General features: G+C 39.9%; 16 protein-coding genes and 1 other annotated feature (1 of these 17 running past the window's edge). Of the genes, 13 read left to right on the top strand and 3 right to left on the bottom strand.

All coding sequences use genetic code 11. The features are described 5' to 3' along the window. Positions 1 to 81 (top strand) — a binding site (T-box leader) (it extends 181 nt beyond the left edge of the window). 63 nt (positions 82 to 144) lie between these two features. After that, entirely contained in the window at positions 145 to 1,368 is a 1,224-nt protein-coding gene (gene tyrS / locus G622_RS0106225; RefSeq protein ID WP_026509983.1) for a tyrosine--tRNA ligase, read from the top strand. Further along, positions 1,368 to 2,150 (top strand): HAD hydrolase family protein, encoded by a 783-nt coding sequence (locus G622_RS0106220; RefSeq protein ID WP_044912591.1) that lies wholly within the window; start codon positions 1,368 to 1,370, stop codon positions 2,148 to 2,150. The genes tyrS and G622_RS0106220 overlap by 1 nt, the downstream gene beginning before the upstream one ends. Before the next feature lie 249 nt (positions 2,151 to 2,399). On the opposite strand, the gene G622_RS0106215 is transcribed toward G622_RS0106220, so the two are convergent. Beyond that, the gene (locus tag G622_RS0106215; protein ID WP_026509981.1) at positions 2,400 to 3,668 is read right to left on the bottom strand and encodes an SLC13 family permease; all 1,269 of its coding nucleotides are present in this window, start codon (positions 3,666 to 3,668) and stop codon (positions 2,400 to 2,402) included. A 303-nt stretch (positions 3,669 to 3,971) separates the two neighbouring features. On the opposite strand from G622_RS0106215, the gene G622_RS0106210 reads away from it, so the two are divergent. The 6 genes from G622_RS0106210 to hslO all read left to right on the top strand — a co-directional run bounded on the left by G622_RS0106210 (position 3,972) and on the right by hslO (position 10,634). After that, positions 3,972 to 5,192 carry an ABC transporter substrate-binding protein gene (locus tag G622_RS0106210; RefSeq protein WP_155831427.1) on the top strand — a complete coding sequence of 407 codons (1,221 nt, stop codon included), beginning with the start codon at positions 3,972 to 3,974 and terminating at the stop codon, positions 5,190 to 5,192. Positions 5,193 to 5,219: 27 nt separating this feature from the next. Beyond that, a complete protein-coding gene (locus G622_RS21905) occupies positions 5,220 to 6,002 on the top strand; it encodes an ABC transporter permease (RefSeq protein ID WP_044957236.1) in 783 nt (260 codons plus the stop codon). Further along, positions 5,999 to 6,577, top strand: coding sequence for an ATP-binding cassette domain-containing protein (locus G622_RS21900; RefSeq protein ID WP_044957234.1), 579 nt, complete (start codon positions 5,999 to 6,001; stop codon positions 6,575 to 6,577). Before G622_RS21905 ends, G622_RS21900 begins: the two co-directional genes overlap by 4 nt. 34 nt (positions 6,578 to 6,611) lie before the next feature. After that, positions 6,612 to 8,099: a 4Fe-4S dicluster domain-containing protein gene (locus G622_RS0106195; protein WP_026509979.1), complete on the top strand. Its 1,488-nt coding sequence runs from the start codon at positions 6,612 to 6,614 to the stop codon at positions 8,097 to 8,099. 455 nt (positions 8,100 to 8,554) lie between these two features. Continuing rightward, positions 8,555 to 9,538 (top strand): phosphate acetyltransferase, encoded by a 984-nt coding sequence (pta, locus tag G622_RS0106190; protein ID WP_026509978.1) that lies wholly within the window; start codon positions 8,555 to 8,557, stop codon positions 9,536 to 9,538. Between the two features lie 211 nt (positions 9,539 to 9,749). Then, positions 9,750 to 10,634, top strand: a complete 885-nt coding sequence (gene hslO, locus G622_RS0106185; RefSeq protein WP_026509977.1) for an Hsp33 family molecular chaperone HslO — start codon at positions 9,750 to 9,752, stop codon at positions 10,632 to 10,634. Between the two features lie 100 nt (positions 10,635 to 10,734). On the opposite strand, the gene G622_RS0106180 is transcribed toward hslO, so the two are convergent. Together G622_RS0106180 and G622_RS0106175 are read right to left on the bottom strand one after the other, a co-directional pair. Then, positions 10,735 to 11,706 carry a biotin--[acetyl-CoA-carboxylase] ligase gene (locus tag G622_RS0106180; RefSeq protein WP_044957233.1) on the bottom strand — a complete coding sequence of 324 codons (972 nt, stop codon included), beginning with the start codon at positions 11,704 to 11,706 and terminating at the stop codon, positions 10,735 to 10,737. Positions 11,707 to 11,745: 39 nt separating this feature from the next. Then, on the bottom strand, positions 11,746 to 12,366 hold the full coding sequence (locus tag G622_RS0106175; protein WP_242832968.1) for a biotin transporter BioY: 621 nt from the start codon (positions 12,364 to 12,366) through the stop codon (positions 11,746 to 11,748). 1,030 nt (positions 12,367 to 13,396) lie between these two features. Here G622_RS0106175 and topA point away from each other — a divergent pair. The 5 genes from topA (at position 13,397) to fliE (ending at position 18,307) form a co-directional block, all read left to right on the top strand. Beyond that, on the top strand, positions 13,397 to 15,487 hold the full coding sequence (gene topA, locus G622_RS0106165; RefSeq protein WP_026509973.1) for a type I DNA topoisomerase: 2,091 nt from the start codon (positions 13,397 to 13,399) through the stop codon (positions 15,485 to 15,487). A gap of 343 nt (positions 15,488 to 15,830) precedes the next feature. Continuing rightward, positions 15,831 to 16,610 (top strand): GTP-sensing pleiotropic transcriptional regulator CodY, encoded by a 780-nt coding sequence (gene codY, locus G622_RS0106160; RefSeq protein ID WP_026509972.1) that lies wholly within the window; start codon positions 15,831 to 15,833, stop codon positions 16,608 to 16,610. Between the two features lie 266 nt (positions 16,611 to 16,876). Further along, the gene (gene flgB / locus G622_RS0106155) at positions 16,877 to 17,272 is read left to right on the top strand and encodes a flagellar basal body rod protein FlgB (RefSeq protein ID WP_026509971.1); all 396 of its coding nucleotides are present in this window, start codon (positions 16,877 to 16,879) and stop codon (positions 17,270 to 17,272) included. 98 nt (positions 17,273 to 17,370) lie between these two features. Next, positions 17,371 to 17,829, top strand: coding sequence for a flagellar basal body rod protein FlgC (gene flgC, locus G622_RS0106150; RefSeq protein ID WP_026509970.1), 459 nt, complete (start codon positions 17,371 to 17,373; stop codon positions 17,827 to 17,829). A gap of 136 nt (positions 17,830 to 17,965) precedes the next feature. Continuing rightward, positions 17,966 to 18,307 (top strand): flagellar hook-basal body complex protein FliE, encoded by a 342-nt coding sequence (gene fliE, locus G622_RS0106145; RefSeq protein WP_026509969.1) that lies wholly within the window; start codon positions 17,966 to 17,968, stop codon positions 18,305 to 18,307. Positions 18,308 to 18,335: the final 28 nt, after the last annotated feature.

Raw genomic sequence — 18,335 nt, 5'->3', positions numbered from 1 at the left:
ATCTTTAGTACTTGCTGAGGCATATAGTGTGAACTGTATGTAAATGAAGGTGGTAACACGGATTATTATTCCGTCCTTCGTAATCATTATTAGATTGCGGGAGGCGGTTTTTTATTGCCTTCTGCCAGAAAACGGAGGTGCTTTATGCAGATTTATGAAGAATTACAAAGAAGAGGTCTCATTGCTCAGGTAACAGATGAAGAGCAGATAAGAGAACTCGTAAATGCAGGAAAGGCTACATTTTATATTGGCTTTGACTGCACAGCAGACAGCCTGACTGCAGGACATTTCATGGCTCTTACTTTGATGAAGAGACTTCAGCAGGCAGGAAATAAGCCCATTGCTCTTATCGGTGGTGGTACAACAATGATCGGTGATCCTTCAGGAAGAACTGATATGAGAAAAATGCTCACAAGAGAAGACATCGATCACAATGCTGAGTGCTTCAAGAAGCAGATGGAGAAATTCATTGATTTTGGCGAAGGCAAGGCTATGATGCTCAATAACGCTGACTGGCTTATGAACCTTAACTACATTGAGCTTTTAAGAGAAGTTGGTGCATGTTTCTCAGTTAATAACATGCTTCGTGCTGAGTGCTACAAACAGCGTATGGAGAAGGGACTTTCATTCCTTGAGTTTAACTACATGATCATGCAGTCCTACGACTTCTATTACATGTTCCAGCATTACGATTGCAATCTCGAATTTGGCGGAGATGACCAGTGGAGCAATATGCTTGGCGGTACAGAGCTTATCAGAAGAAAGCTTGGTAAGGATGCACACGCTATGACAATCACACTTCTTACAGATTCTCAGGGTAAGAAGATGGGTAAGACCGCAGGCAACGCAGTATGGCTTGATCCCAAGAAGACATCACCTTACGATTTCTATCAGTACTGGAGAAATGTTGATGATGCTGATGTTGATAAGTGCCTTAAGATGCTTACATTCCTTCCTATCGAAGAAATCGAGGAGATGGAGAAATGGGATGATTCCAGAATAAATGAGAAGAAGGAAATCCTTGCATTTGAGCTTACAGAGCTTGTGCACGGAAAAGAGGAAGCTCAGAAGGCTCAGGACGGTGCAAGAGCACTCTTTGCAGGTGGCGGAGATCTTGCTAATGTTCCTGCAGTATCTCTTAAGGAAGAGGACTTCAGAGACGGAGTAGTTGATATACTTCAGGTACTTGTTTCTTCAGGACTTTGTCCTACAAGAAGCGAAGCTAGAAGAGCTGTTCAGCAGGGCGGCGTTACCTTTGCTGATGAGAAGGTAACAGACTTTAAGACCACATATACTAAGGAAACATTTGCAGGTGATGGTGTTATGGTCAAGAAGGGCAAGAAGTCATTTAAAAAGGTAACATTATAATGGTTTTATTCTTTGACATAGATGGTACTCTTTGGAATTACAAGAATGAAATAAGTGATAAAACTATAGAAGCGATTCGCACTGCCAGGAAAAATGGGCATAAATGTTTCATTAATACCGGCAGGGCGAGATCCTTCGTCACTAATAAGAATCTTCTTGGAATCGGGTTTGACGGTATAGTTTCTTCCTGTGGAACCATGATAGAGTATGACGGAAAGGTGGTATTCAATCGTCTTCTTCCGGCTGAGGATGCAATTTACTCTGTTGATACAGTTAGAAAATATGGATTCAAACCTATTCTTGAGGGTCCTAATTATTCTTATCTGGAATTGTCTGATTTTAAGGGTGACATGTATGGTGATAAGCTAATAGAAGAGATGGGAGAGCGTCTTAGAGGCATAGATGAATACTGGGGATTATGGGAGATACAGAAGATCTCATGTGCAACAGATGTTCCTGCCAAAAAGCGAAATGCCTGCTATGATGAACTGTCAGATATCTATGACTTTATAATTCATTCTGATAAGGTCGTTGAAATGGTGCCAAAAGGCTTTAACAAGGGCGTCGGTATCCAGAAAGTATGTGATCTTTTAGGTGAAGATATAGCTGATACTTTCGCTTTTGGAGACAGTATAAATGATAAAGAAATGCTGATTGCGGCAGGGGTCGGAGTCGGTATGGGTGAAACATATCATGACCTTACCGGATTTGCGGATTACATCACGACATCACTTGATAATGACGGTATTTGGAATGCTATGAAGCATTTTGAATTAATCTAAAAAAGAACTTCCTTTGGATTTAAAATCTTAAGGAAGTTCTTTTTTATTCAATAGGAAATTCCTTCGGATTTCCTATTAAATAAAAAGCGCTCCGCTATGGATGCGACTGGTGCGCAGATGAATTTTGCAAGCTAAAGCTTGCGCGCACCAGCGCGCAAAGAGTCGCGAGCGACTCTTTGTTCTTTAAGCAGAGCACTTAGTGGGGTGTTATTCGAGCTAAATGCGGGTTTGCAAAATACTTTTGAAGCTTTATCTCCAGAGTGCCCAGAGAAATACATACGCGCCTATAACAGCAGCCAGAGTGAAAGGAATACCGATTCTTGTGAAGTCCTTGAAGCTTACTTCATAGCCTTCCTTTCTGAGCATTCCAACACCTGCGATATTGCAGCTTGCACCTACAGGAGTTATGTTACCGCCGAGAGTTGCACCGCACAGAAGTCCGAAGTAAAGAAGATATGGTGCAATTCCAAGTGATGCTGTAACACCCTGAAGAACAGGAAGCATAGTTGCAACATAAGGAATGTTATCAATAAATGCGGAGATGAGAACTGATCCCCAAACAACTATAGTGAACAGAACGAAGAGGTTGTTTCCACCGGCCTTAACTATGAGAGCAGCGAGGTCATCTACAAGTCCCATATGTGTTACGCCGCCGATAACCATGAATAATCCTGTCAAAAGAAGAACTGTGTCATAGTCAAGATTCTTAACAACATTTTTAATACGTTCTGTATTATGATCTTTGAGATATTCCCAAACAATTCCTACAAGTGAGCAGAGGAGGCAGATCATACCATTGGTGATCTCCGGCTTATTCGGAATAAATGATGCTGCCATAAGAAGTACAACATGTGCAATCATCATGATTGTAGGAACATAGTCTGTTACGACAGTCTTTTCTTCTGCTGATACAGGCTCCTTATCCTTTCTGAAAAGGAACATCATGATCGGAACGGTAAGGAGAGCACCAAGCTCAACTGCAAAGAAGATACCAAGTCTGCCGTTCATCCAGAAGAAATCGTTAAAGTCCATTTTGGCATAAGCACCAAGCATAATGGAAGTTGTATCACCAACAAGTGTTGCTGCACCTTGAAGGTTAGATGATACTGCGATTGAAATTATCATCGGAACAGGATTGATCTTGAGCTTTTTACAAATAGCCAGACCTACAGGTGCAACCATAAGAAGTGTGGCAACGTTGTCAATGAATGCGGATATGAGACCTGAGAACAGGGACATATAAATTGTAACCCACATTACATTAGGAGCAAGATCGAGAAGATGATCCGCTATGAGATTTGGCATTTTTGATTCGATAAAATAATCGACCAGAAGCAGTGTGCCAAAAATCATTAAGAGAACATTCCAGTCAACGACCTGTAAAACTGTGTTAAATGGAAGGATTCCGGTTACAATGTAGATTGCGGCTACTAACAGTGCTATGTAAGCACGCCTTTTTGGAAATGCGATAAGCCCGATATACATGGCTACAAATAAGATAATTGCTAGTGTTTTCATTTTTTAATTCCTTTCAGTATGTTTATTTTCTTATCTGCATTAAAAAAAGAGACAACTACTGCAGATGATGCAGTAAAAGTCTCGTTAATTACAACATATCCGGGGAAACATCTTCCCGTACTGACGGATGAATGTTACATGCATATGCATGGTAACTACTCCCTTTTACTTTCTATAAAATAACAAATTTGCGCATTTGCGTCAAACATAAATAATACGTTGAGGGGATATAGGAGAATATGGTATAATATTATGGTTTATGTAATGAAGATGGTTTATATAGTGTAATTGAAATGAGGAGATATGATGAAAAAATATTTATCTATTGTAAGCGCGTTGATGCTCAGTGTATCTGTGCTGACCGGATGTGGCAATAATTCATCTGCAGATTCATTACAACAGGAGTCTGTTCAGGAAGCTGCTGTAGTTGAGGAAGCTGCAAATGAGGCAGAAACTGAAAATGAGAATAATGAAGCAGAAGAAGCTGAGCAGGTTTCTTCTGAAGAAAATGCAGATACAGAAAGCTCTGAAGATTTGACTGATGAGTCAGCAAAAGACGCTGAAGCAGACGAGACATCTGAAGCTGTAGAAGAAACTGCTGAAAATACTGATGATGCAGAAGATAATAATACTTCTGAGGCTCTTGTCAGAGTAGGTTCTCTTAAGGGACCCACAACCATGGGACTTGTTAATCTTATGAAGGATTCTGAAAACGGAGAGTCAGAAGGAAAATATGAATTCACTATGGCTACTCAGCCCGATGAGCTTATGGCAGGAATCGTTGCAGGTAACATTGATATCGCACTTGTACCCGCAAATATGGCTTCAGTTCTTTATAACAAGACAGAGGGCGATGTAAGTCTTGTAGACATTAATACACTCGGAGTGCTTTACTGCGTAACAGGTGATGAAACTGTTAAGAGTGTAAAAGACCTTTCAGGTAAGACAGTAATTACTACAGGTCAGGGAGCATCTCCTGAATATGTATTGAGATATCTTCTTGATAAAAATGAAGTGACAGACTGCAACATTGAGTTTAAGTCAGAGGCTACTGAGATAGCAGCCATTTTAAATGAGGATGCTACAAAGGTGGCAATCCTTCCACAGCCTTTTGTAACAGTGGCAACTGCAAAAAATGATGCTATTTCAGTTGCATTCTCACTTACAGATGAATGGGATGCAGTATCTGACGGTTCAAAGCTTCTTACAGGTGTAACAGTAGTAAGAAATGAGTTTTTAAGTGAAAATGCAGATGCTGTAAATGTTTTTCTTGAAGATCATGTAAAGAGCGCTGAAAAAGCTGTTTCCGATGTAGATACTACAGCAGAATTAGTTGCGGAATATGGCATAATTGAGAAGGCTGAGATAGCAAAGAAGGCTTTACCTGAGTGCAATATCGTTTGCATTAGTGATGAAGCTGCAAAGACAGCACTTTCAGGTTATCTTCAGGTTCTGTTTGATCAGGATCCCAAGTCAGTAGGCGGAAAGCTTCCTGAGGATGACTTTTATACATTGAGCAAATAAATTAAACTTTTTTTCTGAGGGAACGGTTTGAAGAAAATAAAAAAGGCAGGTATTGTCATATGCTGGCTTATAGTATGGCAGCTTATAGCAATTCTCATTCATAACAAAATACTTTTAGCAGGTCCGATCGAAGCTGCTGCGGCTCTGGCAGGAATGGCAGGGACGGCTGATTTTCAGTCATCGGTTGTGACATCTGTACTACATATTGTTGCCGGGATAGCACTTGGGGCTCTTATAGGAATAGTTCTGGGAGGAATATCACTTAAATTTGAACTGATTGGAGATTTTGTATCTCCGATAGTTACAGTACTTAAGTCAGTTCCTGTTGCAAGCTTTGTGGTACTTATATTAATATGGATAGGAAGTGATAACCTATCAACTGTAATAGTAACTCTTGTTGTATTTCCTATAATATACCTTGCAACCACAAGCGGATTTACTGCCGCTGATAAAAAACTTTTGGAAATGGCTCATGTATACAGAATGCCGGTAATAAATAAGATAAGATTTATTTATATTCCTGCTCTTATACCTTCATATATCGGAGCGTTTTCGGTTGCGGTGGGCATGGGATTCAAAAGCGGAGCTGCTGCTGAGGTTATCGGACAACCACTTATGACAATGGGTAATGGTCTGTACAGGTCAAAGATAAATCTGGATACAGCTGAGGTTTTTGCCTGGACGTTTACTATAGTATTAGCATCATGGATAGTGGAGAGAATTTTTTATTTATTGATAAGCCTTATTAGGAAAATACTTATTCCCGGAGCTTCCTCTGTGGCTAATGACGCTAAGGAGGTGCAGAGATGACAATCGATCTGGAGAATATATGTAAATCCTATGGCAGTCTTAACGTACTTAAGGATTTTAACCTTGAGATAGAGGAAGACCATTCATACGTTATAACCGGCGAGTCCGGAAGTGGGAAGACGACTTTGATAAGAATACTGCTCAGCCTTGAGGAACCGGACAGTGGCAGAGTCCATTTCATGGGTGATTACAAGTATCCTTATTTGAATGCGGGAGTTGTTTTTCAGGAGAACAGACTTTGTGAGGATTTTTCAGCTGTTCAGAATGTTGTGATGGTAAACAGCAAAAATTCAGTGAAGGTTGCAAGGCAGGAGTTACTAAGACTCTTACCTGAGGATTCAATCGATAAACCTGTATCACAGCTATCAGGAGGGATGAAGAGACGAGTGGCTATCGTCAGGGCATGTTCTATCCCTACAGATATGCTCATACTGGATGAGCCTTTCACAGGACTTGATAGTGAGAACAGAAAAAAAGCGATAGAGTATATTCGCGAAAAGCAGGGTAGGAATCCGCTTCTTATAACTTCACATGATATGGAAGGGCTGGATTTTTGCAGACGTATTAGTTTGTAAACAGGTAAAACTATGATTTATAGAGGAGATTTCAATGGTAACAAATGACAAAGGATTAGTAAGTTTTAAGCACAAGATTATGGAAGAGGTTTGCCGCCTGGCATGGAAGGGCGAACTTGACGAGGAGCATAAGGATACTCTGACATATGAGATGGCTCCCGGTCCGAAACCGGAGTACAGATGCTGCGTATATAAGGAACGCGAGATTGTACGTCAGAGAATCAGACTGGCATGTGGACAGAGCACAACATATAACAAGGAGTCAGATAATGTAGTACAGGTTATCGACCCTGCATGTGATGAATGTCCTATTTCAGCATTTTCCGTAACTGATAACTGTCGCTTCTGTATCGGAAAGGCTTGTCTCAATTCATGTAAATTTGATGCGATTCATCCCGGTGACATGAAAATGCATATTGATCCTGCAAAGTGTAAGGAATGCGGTATGTGTGCAAAGGCATGTCCTTATGGCGCAATCGTTCATCTTGAGCGTCCTTGCCATAAAGCATGTCCTGTTGGTGCCATTACATATGATGAGTATGGATATTGCAAAATTGACGAGAGCAAGTGCATAAACTGCGGACACTGCATACACAACTGTCCTTTTGGAGCTATCGGTTCAAAGACATATCTTGTTCAGATAATCGATGCTATCAAGTCAGGTAAAGAAGTAATTGCTATGTGCGCTCCTGCAACAGAAGGTCAGTTTGGTGAGAACATAACCATGGCATCTGTTAAGAAGGCACTTGTAAAAGTCGGATTTTCAGATATGGTTGAAGTTGGTCTTGGTGGAGATATGACTGCTGCTTATGAGTCTAAGGAATGGGCAGAAGCATATGCTGAAGGTAAGAAGATGACTACGTCATGCTGCCCTGCATTTATCAACATGCTTAAGAAGCACTTCCCTGAGCAGTATGAGAACAATATGTCATCAACTGTATCACCTATGTGTGCTATTTCAAGATATTTAAAAGTTACACATCCCGGTTGTGTTACAGTTTTCGTAGGACCTTGTATTGCTAAAAAGTCAGAGGCTCAGGATCCTGATGTTCCGAACAATGCAGATTACGTTGTAACCTACGGTGAACTCAGAGCACTTATGAGATCCAAGGATGTGGAATTCGAGCCTGTTGAGGATGAGTATCAGGAGTCTTCAATCTGGGGTAAGCGCTTTGCTACAAGCGGCGGAGTTGCTAATGCAGTTATCGAGTGCATGCAGGAGAGAGGACAGGACATCGGAGAATTAAAGCTTCATCGTGCAGCAGGAGGAATTGAGTGTAAGAAAGCACTTACTCTTCTCAAGATGAATAAGTTCCCTGATGATTTCATTGAAGGTATGGTATGTCCCGGAGGCTGTGTAGGTGGTCCTTCAAAGCATAAGACTGAGATGGAGATCACCAAGGCAAGAGCAAGCCTTCTTGCAAAAGCTGATGGAAGAAAAGTACTTGAGAACCTTAAGAACTATCCTATGGATCAATTCTCAATGCATAGAGATGGTAAGCAGATTGAACTTCCGGATTGATCAATTGACATATAATGTGTAACAAGGCGGCCGCATAGATAATATGCGGCTGTTTTTATCATATAGGAAATTCCGTTGGATTTCCTTTATGATAAAAAGCGCTCCGCTATGGATGCGCACTCGCGCGATAGGAATATGTTGTCTTCAGCAACCGCGCTCGGCGCGAGAATGTCGCAAGCGACATTCTTTCATTTTTGCCATTTTTTACATAATTGTCCGCCGTGTTTTCACCATTATTTGAAAATCATTCTTTTAACATTGTTAATTATCACCTTATAATAATTGATTAAATTTATGATTGACATTGATATTTTTTTATCTATTCTTGAGTATATTTATCTTTTGGGTATATAATCTTAACGCATAATCAATATTTTGATAATTTGTAAAATATTTTACTACACATTTTATAACCTAATCAGGTTAATCAATTCATATTTATAGGAGGAATAGAAATGTACGGTTTTGGAGAAATGATTTCCAAGCTTAAGGCAAACCCAAAAACTATTGTATTTACAGAGGGTGAAGATCCCAGAATATTAGAAGCAGCTTCCAGATTGCTTGCCGGCAATTTTTTAAAGCCAATCCTTCTTGGAAGTCCTGATAGAATTAATAAGACAGCTGAAAATGAAGGCTATAATATAAGAGGCGCAGTTATAATTGATCCTACAAATTACGAAGATTTTGAGGCTATGGTTGATGAATTTGTTGAACTTCGTAAGAGTAAGGGCATGACTCCTGAGCAGGCAAGAGAGATTCTTTCTCAGGCTAATTATTTCGGAACCATGCTTGTTAAGATGAAGAAGGCAGACTGTCTCCTTGGCGGTGCAACATATTCAACAGCTGATACTGTACGTCCTGCACTTCAGATCATTAAGACTAAGCCTGGAAATACAGTTGTATCATCCTGCTTTATCCTTGTTCGTCCTTCTGCAGTAGGGGACAATGAAGTAATAGCAATGGGTGACTGTGCGATCAATATCGATCCTACAGAGGATGAGCTCGTTGAGATCTGTGGAGAGACAGTTGAATGTGCTAAGGCATTCGGCGTTGACCCCAAGGTTGCTTTCCTTTCATTCTCAACAAAAGGATCTGCTAAGAGCCCTTCCGTAACCAAGATGCAGAATGCAACTAAGAAGGCACAGGAGAAATATCCTAATCTTCCTATCGATGGTGAGCTTCAGTTCGATGCTGCAGTATCACCTAAGGTTGCAAGAGTAAAAACTCCCGATTCACCTGTTGCAGGCCATGCAAATACCTTCATTTTCCCTAATATTGATGCAGGTAACCTTGGCTATAAGATTGCACAGCGTATGGGCAATTTTGAGGCATATGGACCTATCCTTCTTGGTCTTAATGCTCAGATCAATGACCTTTCAAGAGGATGCAACGCTATTGAAGTTTACTCAATGGCTATAATAACTGCCAGCCTTGCTTAAATGATTGGCAGGTTTAGAAACTGAAGTTTGTAAAAGTATTTACCGACCTGTTTCAACTGAGATGGGCCGGTAAATTTTTGAATAAAAACCGTTAGCGCACAATTTGTTTATCAATAAGGAGTCTGGTGCCGGCCATAAACGAAATAAGAACCGTACTGGCATCCGAACGGACTTAGCCAGATAATAAATTGTCGTTATTAAAGGAGAATACATGGAATACAGAGACTACATGGTAAGAGCAACTGCTGCAGATGCACAGATAAGAGCGTTTGCGATCACTTCCAGAAATCTTGTGGAAGAGGCGAGAAAAATCCACGATTTAAGTCCTATATGCAGTGCAGCATTAGGCAGACTTATGAGTGGTGCGCTTATGATGGGGGACATGTTAAAAAATGATAAGGATGCACTGACAATTTCTATAGAGGGAGATGGACCGATAGGAGGGCTTCTTGCAACTGTCAATAACAAGGGACAGGTTAAAGGATATGTCAGAAACAATGAAGTTGCGCTTCCAAATAATGAAGCCGGGCATCTAAACGTAGGAGGAGCAGTGGGTAACGGTACTCTTACGGTTACAAGAGATCTTGGACTTAAGGACCCCTATGTTGGAACAATTCAGCTCCTTTCAGGTGAAATTGCTGATGACCTTACCTGCTATTTTGTTGAGTCAGAACAGATTCCTTCATCTGTAGGTCTCGGCGTACTTGTTAAGAATGACTTTTCAATAATGGAGGCAGGCGGATTCATTGTACAGCTTATGCCCGGAGCTTCTGAAGAGGTAATAAGTAAGCTTGAGAGTAATATTCAGGAGATGAAGTCTGTCACTGATATCCTTAGAGATGGAAAAACACCTGAGGATCTTCTTGAGCTTGTTCTTAAAGGCTTTGATTATGAAATCACTGACAACAGACCTGTTTCATATCACTGCGGATGTGACAGAGACAGAGTTGAGAGAGCACTTATCCTTCTTGGCAAAAAGGAACTTGAAGACCTTGCTTCGGAGGGAGAAGATATAGAAATTAAGTGCCAGTTCTGTAAGAAGGCATATTCATTCTCTCCTGATAATTTAAGAGAAATGATGCAAAGAGCAAGATAAATCAAAGGCAAGATTCTTTCTGCGTTTTTGCAAAGACCCGGCCTATACGAATACCGAGTTTTTAATAAATTCAATATTCTAAAAACAGAAAACCTTATCCTCAGGACAGATATTCTGAGGATAAGGTTTTAGTTGTTTTATCGGGAAGTTCAACTATTAGCTTTCCGTTTTTATCTATATCAATTGCTTTGGCAGTATAAGTACCTTCATCGGAATTAATGGTTACTGTTTTGCCAAGAGATTTTAATCTTTTCTTATATTCTGCAATGATAAACTCGGGATCTGAGAATTTTTCAGAATTAGATGAAGAGAGCAGTTCATTTAGAATATATGCGATCAGTTCATTCCTTGAGATGGGTTCTTCGCCGCTTTTAAAAAGACTTCCTATCGGACTTTTCGCATTCTCAATAAGACTATCGGAACTAAAATATATGCCTATTCCCACAACCACATACTGCATATCACCGGTATCAAAATCACCACCTGATTCTGTAAGGATTCCGCAGACTTTTTTATCATTAAGGTAAATCTCATTCATCCATTTAATTGACGGAGAAAGACCCGACGAAGCTTCAAGTGCTTTACATATACAGACTGTCGTAAGAGGCGTGATGAGAGAGCAGTTTGAAAAAGAAAGATTCTCAGGACGCAGTATTATACTCATATATATGCCGCCCTTTGGAGAAGTGAAACTGCTTTTTCTTTTACCGGTGCCATTTGACTGAATCTCTGAAATGATAACGCTTCCATGTCTGGCATCAAGGACTGCAGCAGATTTTGCTGTCTTATTTGTTGACTCCAAGGTTTCGTATATTGTTATGTCATTGATGTTGATACTTTTATCGAGGTATAGAGAAATCTCATCTTTTGAGATTCTGTCTGCTTTTCCGGACAAAAAATAACCCCTGCGGGATGCGGCTTCAATCCGGAAACCTTCTCTTCGCAGGGATTCTATTGCTTTCCAGACACTGTTTCTTGAAAGATTAAGTTCACTTGCTATTGTTTCTCCGGAGGAAAACTGTCCTCTGTTATCTTCAAGATATTTTAAAACTTTACTCTTTGTGTCCGGCATTATTCATATCCTCTTTGCATCTGTATGATTAAGAACCGATTATTGTAAAACAGATGCCAGTCTTTTTTTGAGTTCGGGACCGAGGATTGCAACAATTATAATCTTAAGAATTGCAGTAGGAATAAAAGGAATAACACATGCTGCAAGACCTGCTAAAAATGATGTTTTTGAAACAACCATAAACCAAACGGTTCCGAATACATAATTGATTGTAGCACCAATAACAAGACTTAGCACCAGTAAAACATAATATAAATAAGTTTTTGAAGTTCCTTTATTACGACTGAGTCTGATTCCGATTTCATCACCAAGACCTGCTGTGAATGACAGTACAGGGAAGGAGATCAGGAATCCGCCTGTAAGGCTGAGCAAGGTTCCGATACCACCGCTAAAGCCGGCAAATACAGGAATACCAACCGCTCCAAGTAAAAGGTACAGAAGTGTTGAATAAGTTCCTTTCTTTTTACCGATTACAATTCCTGCAAGTGGAATGATAAGTGTTTGAAGTGTCATTGGTACGCCTGCAGGCATGGGAATGGAAATCTGTGACAAGACACATATGATTGCTGTGAAAACAGCAATAAAGCATAAGTCCTTGATTGATGCTGACTGTCTGTTCTCCAGTACAGCCGCCTGGTTGTTGTTCATTTCTTCGTTCATTTTTAGCCCTTCTTTCCAGTATTTTTTTATGAATTTGAAATAGTAAATAGTTTATTGTCACCCTGATTTACTTTTAATAGCAGGTGACAATGCTAGATTATTATGAATTGTATGTATTGTCAACTACAATTTGTAAAACAAGGTGACAATACTAAGTACTATATATAGGACGATTGAAGCTAAAAACTCTAAATATGGGATAGTTTGTTATTTTATAAACAAAATTTAAAAATAGGCGAAAATATCATTCAATTGAGTAGAATTTACTGAAAATAGTGACTAATTTACGAATAACGAAATATTATCAAAATAATAAATAAATATTGCTAAAATGTATTGACATTTATTTCTGATATTGATATTATCATATTACCAACAGACGAGCAGATAAGAGCTCAGTGATAGCAAAGGTAGCGCGTGCTTTACCGGAGGTATAACAATAGAGTTTTATCTGTTTTGAGAATAGAAGGTGAGATGAGGCGGCGTGTGCTTCACCGATTCGATCTCTTCTATTCGTTCTATTTTACTAACGAATCATTGGACTATAGGAACGGCGAGTAATTCGGATGCCGGTGGTCAAAGAAAAACACGATGCGCAACGTGGTTTTTGATGGAAGATTCGTTGATATAATAAACAGAAAAGGAGACAAGTCCATTGGAAATTCAGAACTAAAGGGCACTGATCGAAGGATCGGTGCCCTAATTCGTGTTCTGAATAAAATGTTACTGTTCGCACCTTACGGTGCTCACAGCAACTGGATTTGCCCATTCCAGTTGCCTTCGGCAAAGGGGCAAATCCTATATTCAAGACGTAGAACATTCTCACGCTCAGCGCAGCAAGTGCGCAGAGCTGTATGAACAGTAACAATTAAATACCTACTATAATTAATCTAGTTGCAAACCCTACTCATTTGGTGTATATTACGAAACTATGGAACGGATAAGTATCTGTTTCTACTATTAATCATTTTATGTTGCTTATTTATGAGCGCATGGTGAACAAAAATTACTGAGTTTAAGAGGGGCATTTATGGCAACTAAGAAAAAGAATCTACTTATAGTGGAGTCTCCTACAAAGGTGAAGGCAATTAAGAAATTCCTTGGCAATGGGTACGAGGTCGCAGCGAGCAACGGACACGTACGTGATCTGCCCAGAAGCCAGATGGGAATTGATATTGAGCATGATTTTGAGCCTAAATATATTACTATAAGGGGTAAAGGAGACGTTCTTGCAGCACTCAGAAAGGCTGCTAAGAATGCGGACCACATATATCTCGCAACTGACCCTGACCGAGAGGGTGAGGCGATTTCATGGCATCTTATGACAGCACTTAAGCTTGATGATCCTAACCGCTTTTCAAGAGTTACTTTCAATGAGATTACACAGACGGCAGTTAAGGAAGCAATGAAGCATCCTAGAGATATAGACATGAATCTTGTTGATGCACAGCAGGCAAGGCGTGTTCTGGACAGAATGGTGGGATATCAGATTTCACCTCTTCTCTGGGAGAAGATCAAGAGAGGCCTCAGTGCCGGAAGAGTGCAGTCAGTAGCACTTAGGATTATTTGTGACAGAGAGGATGAGATCAATTCATTCATTCCTCAGGAGTATTGGTCGCTGGATGCCACTCTTAAGGTTAAGGGTGAGAAGAAGCCTATCGTAGCACATTATTATGGAAAGAACGGGAAAAAGGTCGATATAGCTTCTAAGGCTGAGCTTGATGAGATATTGAAGGATCTTAAGGGCAAGAAATTCAGCATAACAGAGATTAAAAAGGGCGAGAGAAGCAAAAAAGCGCCCCTTCCTTTTACAACTTCAACATTGCAGCAGGAAGCTTCAAAGGCACTGAATTTCTCAACTCAGAAGACCATGAGAACAGCTCAGCAGCTTTATGAAGGAATAGATATGGGTAAGGCGGGCACCGTCGGACTTATCACCTACCTGCGTACAGATTCCACCAGAATTTCAGAGGAAGCGCAGGCTGCAGCGCAGAATTACATCACTGAAGCCTTTGGCGAAGAGTATCTTTCCGAAAAGATACAGGGTGGAAAATCAAATGCGAAGATTCAGGATGCTCACGAAGCAATTAGACCTACAGATGTAAATAATACACCTGTTGCTGTCAAAGAGTTTTTAAGTCGTGATCAGTTCCGCCTTTATCAGCTTATCTGGCGCAGATTTATCGCGAGCAGAATGGCACCTGCAAAATACGAAACTACATCTGTGAAAATTGATGCCGGTGAACATCGCTTCACTGTTGCAGCTTCAAGAACAGTATTTGACGGCTTCATGAATGTGTACACAGATGAAGATGATCAGATTGAAAAGAATACACTTGCTAAGAGAATTGATGAGAATTCAGAACTTGAACTCCAGGATTTTGAGGAGAAACAGCACTTCACACAGCCTGCTCCTCATTACACTGAGGCATCTCTGGTTCATGACCTCGAAGCTCTCGGAATCGGAAGACCAAGTACTTATGCACCTACAATCACAACGATTCTTGCAAGACACTATATCACCAAGGAAAACAAGAACCTCTATGTAACAGAGCTTGGTGAAGCAGTAAACAGAATGATGAATGAAGCATTCCCTCAGATTGTTGATGTTACATTTACTTCTAACATGGAGACACTTCTTGATAGTGTTGCTGAAGGTAAAGTTAAGTGGAAGACCATTGTTGAGAATTTCTATCCCGATCTTGCAGAAGCGGTTGAGAGTGCTCAGAAGATACTTGAAAAGGTTGAGATTCAGGATGAGCCTACAGATGTTGTCTGCGAGAACTGTGGAAGGAATATGGTCATTAAATATGGCCCTCACGGTAAATTCCTTGCTTGTCCGGGATTCCCTGAGTGCAAGAACACAAAGCCTTATTATGAAAAGACAGGAGTTTCCTGCCCTAAGTGTGGAAAGGACATTGTTCTTAAGAGAACAAGAAAAGGCCGTCTCTACTATGGCTGCATAGATAATCCTGACTGTGACTTTATGGTATGGCAGAAGCCTTCTAAGAAAGCATGCCCCAGATGTGGAGGGCTTATGCTTATAAAGAATAACAAACTTGTCTGCAATGATCCTGAATGTGGTTACATTGAGGACAGAAATAAGGATGATGAGGATTGATCATCAGGTTCATGCCTTTATGTAAATAAATATATGTATTTCAAAAGCAGCTTAGGAGAAATCATAGGCTGTTTTTTATTACATAAATTGTACATAATGGTACAAAAGAGGAGCTTCCTGAAAGTTTATCGGAGTTGTATCTGTGTAAGCTACTTTTGTATTTTAGATAATTTCTTTGAAATTTTACCTATAAAGGTGTATTTTGTAGTGTATATTCATTAAATTTTAATTAAAATATGTACAAATTGCTTTGATGTAAACAATATTATGTGCTACAATCTGATTAGTTGTAGTACATTTGTATAAATTGTCAAACGTTTTCAGATAAAAGGAGTTTCTTTTCATGAGTAGCGTACAGCTTTTGGATAAAACCAGAAAAATTGGTAAACTTTTGCACAACAGCAATTCCGGTAAAGTGGTTTTTAATGATATTTGTACGGTTTTGTGCGATATTCTTAATTCTAATATGCTTGTTATAAGCAGAAAAGGAAAAGTTCTGGGAATTGGAGAAACATCTGCTGTGGATTCGCTTGGTGAGATGCTTGTCGATGATGTGGGAAGCTTTATTGATCCGATGCTCAATGAAAGACTTCTTACTGTTTTGTCTACGAAAGAAAATGTAAACCTGGAAACTTTAGGATTTGAAGATGTTGATATGAGAAAATATCAGGCTATCATAACTCCTATTGAGATTGCAGGGGAGAGACTTGGTACACTTTTTATCTATAAATGTAATGAGCCATACGATATAGACGATATTATCCTGTGCGAGTATGGAACCACTGTTGTGGGACTTGAGATGCTAAGGGCTGTCAATGAGGAGAATGCAGAGGAGAGCAGAAAGCTTGCGGTAGTTAAATCCGCAATAAGCACACTTTCCTTCTCGGAGATGGAAGCTATCATACATATCTTTGATGAACTAAACGGAATGGAGGGTGTGCTTGTAGCCAGCAAGATCGCTGACAGAGTAGGCATCACCAGAAGCGTAATAGTTAATGCACTAAGGAAGTTCGAAAGCGCAGGTGTTATAGAGTCAAGATCATCAGGTATGAAGGGAACCTACATTAAAGTATTAAATGACGTGGTATTTGATGAAATAAAGAAACTTAAGGCACAGATGTAATAGTATGCCGGCAAACAGCCGAAATATAATATGCAGGATGTGAATTGATGAAAGGATTTATCTGTTTTGGATAAATCCTTTTTCGATATAACACAGTTAAAATTTTAAGAACATAATTAAAACTAATTCTTGTGCTTTGGTGTTACAAAAGCACAATATAAAGTACTATTTTTCCTAAATATCTTGTAATTTGCACAAAATCATTTTAATATGATAGTAAGGATTAAAAGGTAAATTAGGTTTGTTATGCGCAAGGAGGGGGGCATATGATCAACAGTAATGCATATGATTATATTAATGTACTTGATAAGACTGCTGACGCTTCCTGGATAAGGAATGAGGTTTTGTCCAATAACCTGGCTAATGTTAATACTCCCGGTTATAAGAGACAGGACGTTGCTTTTGAGAGAGAGCTTGAGAGAGCACTTGGAAATTCCAGATACAAGACAATGGATGCGAAGGTTTCAGGTCTTAAGATTAGCAGACTTAAAGCACGACCATATACTGACTATTCTAATTTTTCTTATAGAATGGATGGCAATAACGTTGATATTGATACAGAGAATGTTACTCTGGCTGCGAACCAGATCAAGTATCAGGGCGTTATGCTTGGCATACAATCGGAGTTCAAAAATCTGCAAAGTGCCATGAGAGGCCAGTAAGGTGCCAAATACCGTTAGCGCACGTTCTTCAGGAGCTTACGGTATCCGTATCCGACCGGACTAAGGCAGATAAACCGGCGTTTATAGAGGAGTAGCTTATGATCAGTACAGGTAATATTTTTGATTCATTCAATATCAATTCTTCAGGCATGACTGCGGAGCGCTTCCGTATGGACATTATTTCCCAGAATATTGCTAATGCCAATACTACAAGGGACGCCACCGGGGATGTATATACCAGAAAGGTAGTCACCTTTTCTGAGAAAGGAACGCAGACTCCCTTTTCAAAGATTCTCAATGAGAGACTGGATCATTACAGCGGACGTGGTGTAAAGGTTTCTTCAGTAAGGGATGACACCTGGACAGATTACAAGATGGTTTATGATCCGTCACATCCGGATGCTGATGAATTCGGATATGTCACCTATCCCAATGTAGATATCGTAACTGAGATGACAAACCTCATTGATGCCCAGAGAGGATATGAAGCCAATGCTACGGCGTTCAGCTCCAGTAAATATCTTATGAACCAGGGATTGTCCATAGCTCAGGGCTGATAAAGTTTTAGGAATTGCAGCAGGGGAACTGCAAGAAGCTGGTTACCGTTAGCGCACGTATTTTTGGCGCTTACGGGATCCGTATCTGACCGGACTTAAGGCAGATATTAACCAGCGTATATAGAGGAGGGAGTAAATGGCAGATATTGATATTAGTCAGATAAGAAATGTTCACTCAGCAGCTATCAGAAACGCTGAAAAAGCTGATTCAAGAGTTTCCAATCCACTTGGGGACAGGTTTGGCAATGATAACTCTTTTACAAATATTTTCAGCAGAGCGGTTGAGAATATCAATACGACCAATGCATATTTATCTGATGCTGAGAATGAGGAGATAAAGTGGTCTCTCGGCGAGACAGATAATACGCATGATCTTGCTATTGCATTGCAGAAGGCTGAGACTGCACTTCAGTACACGATTGCAGTAAGAGATAAGATGCTTTCCGCATATAAAGAAATTATGCAGATGCAGATTTAATATATTTGGATTTTGCAGATGCCTGAAC

The organism is Butyrivibrio sp. LC3010, assembly GCF_000424385.1.
Lineage (GTDB): Bacteria > Bacillota > Clostridia > Lachnospirales > Lachnospiraceae > Butyrivibrio.
Note: the sequence above shows the minus strand (reverse complement) of the source record. Positions and strands in the feature narration are given on the sequence as shown.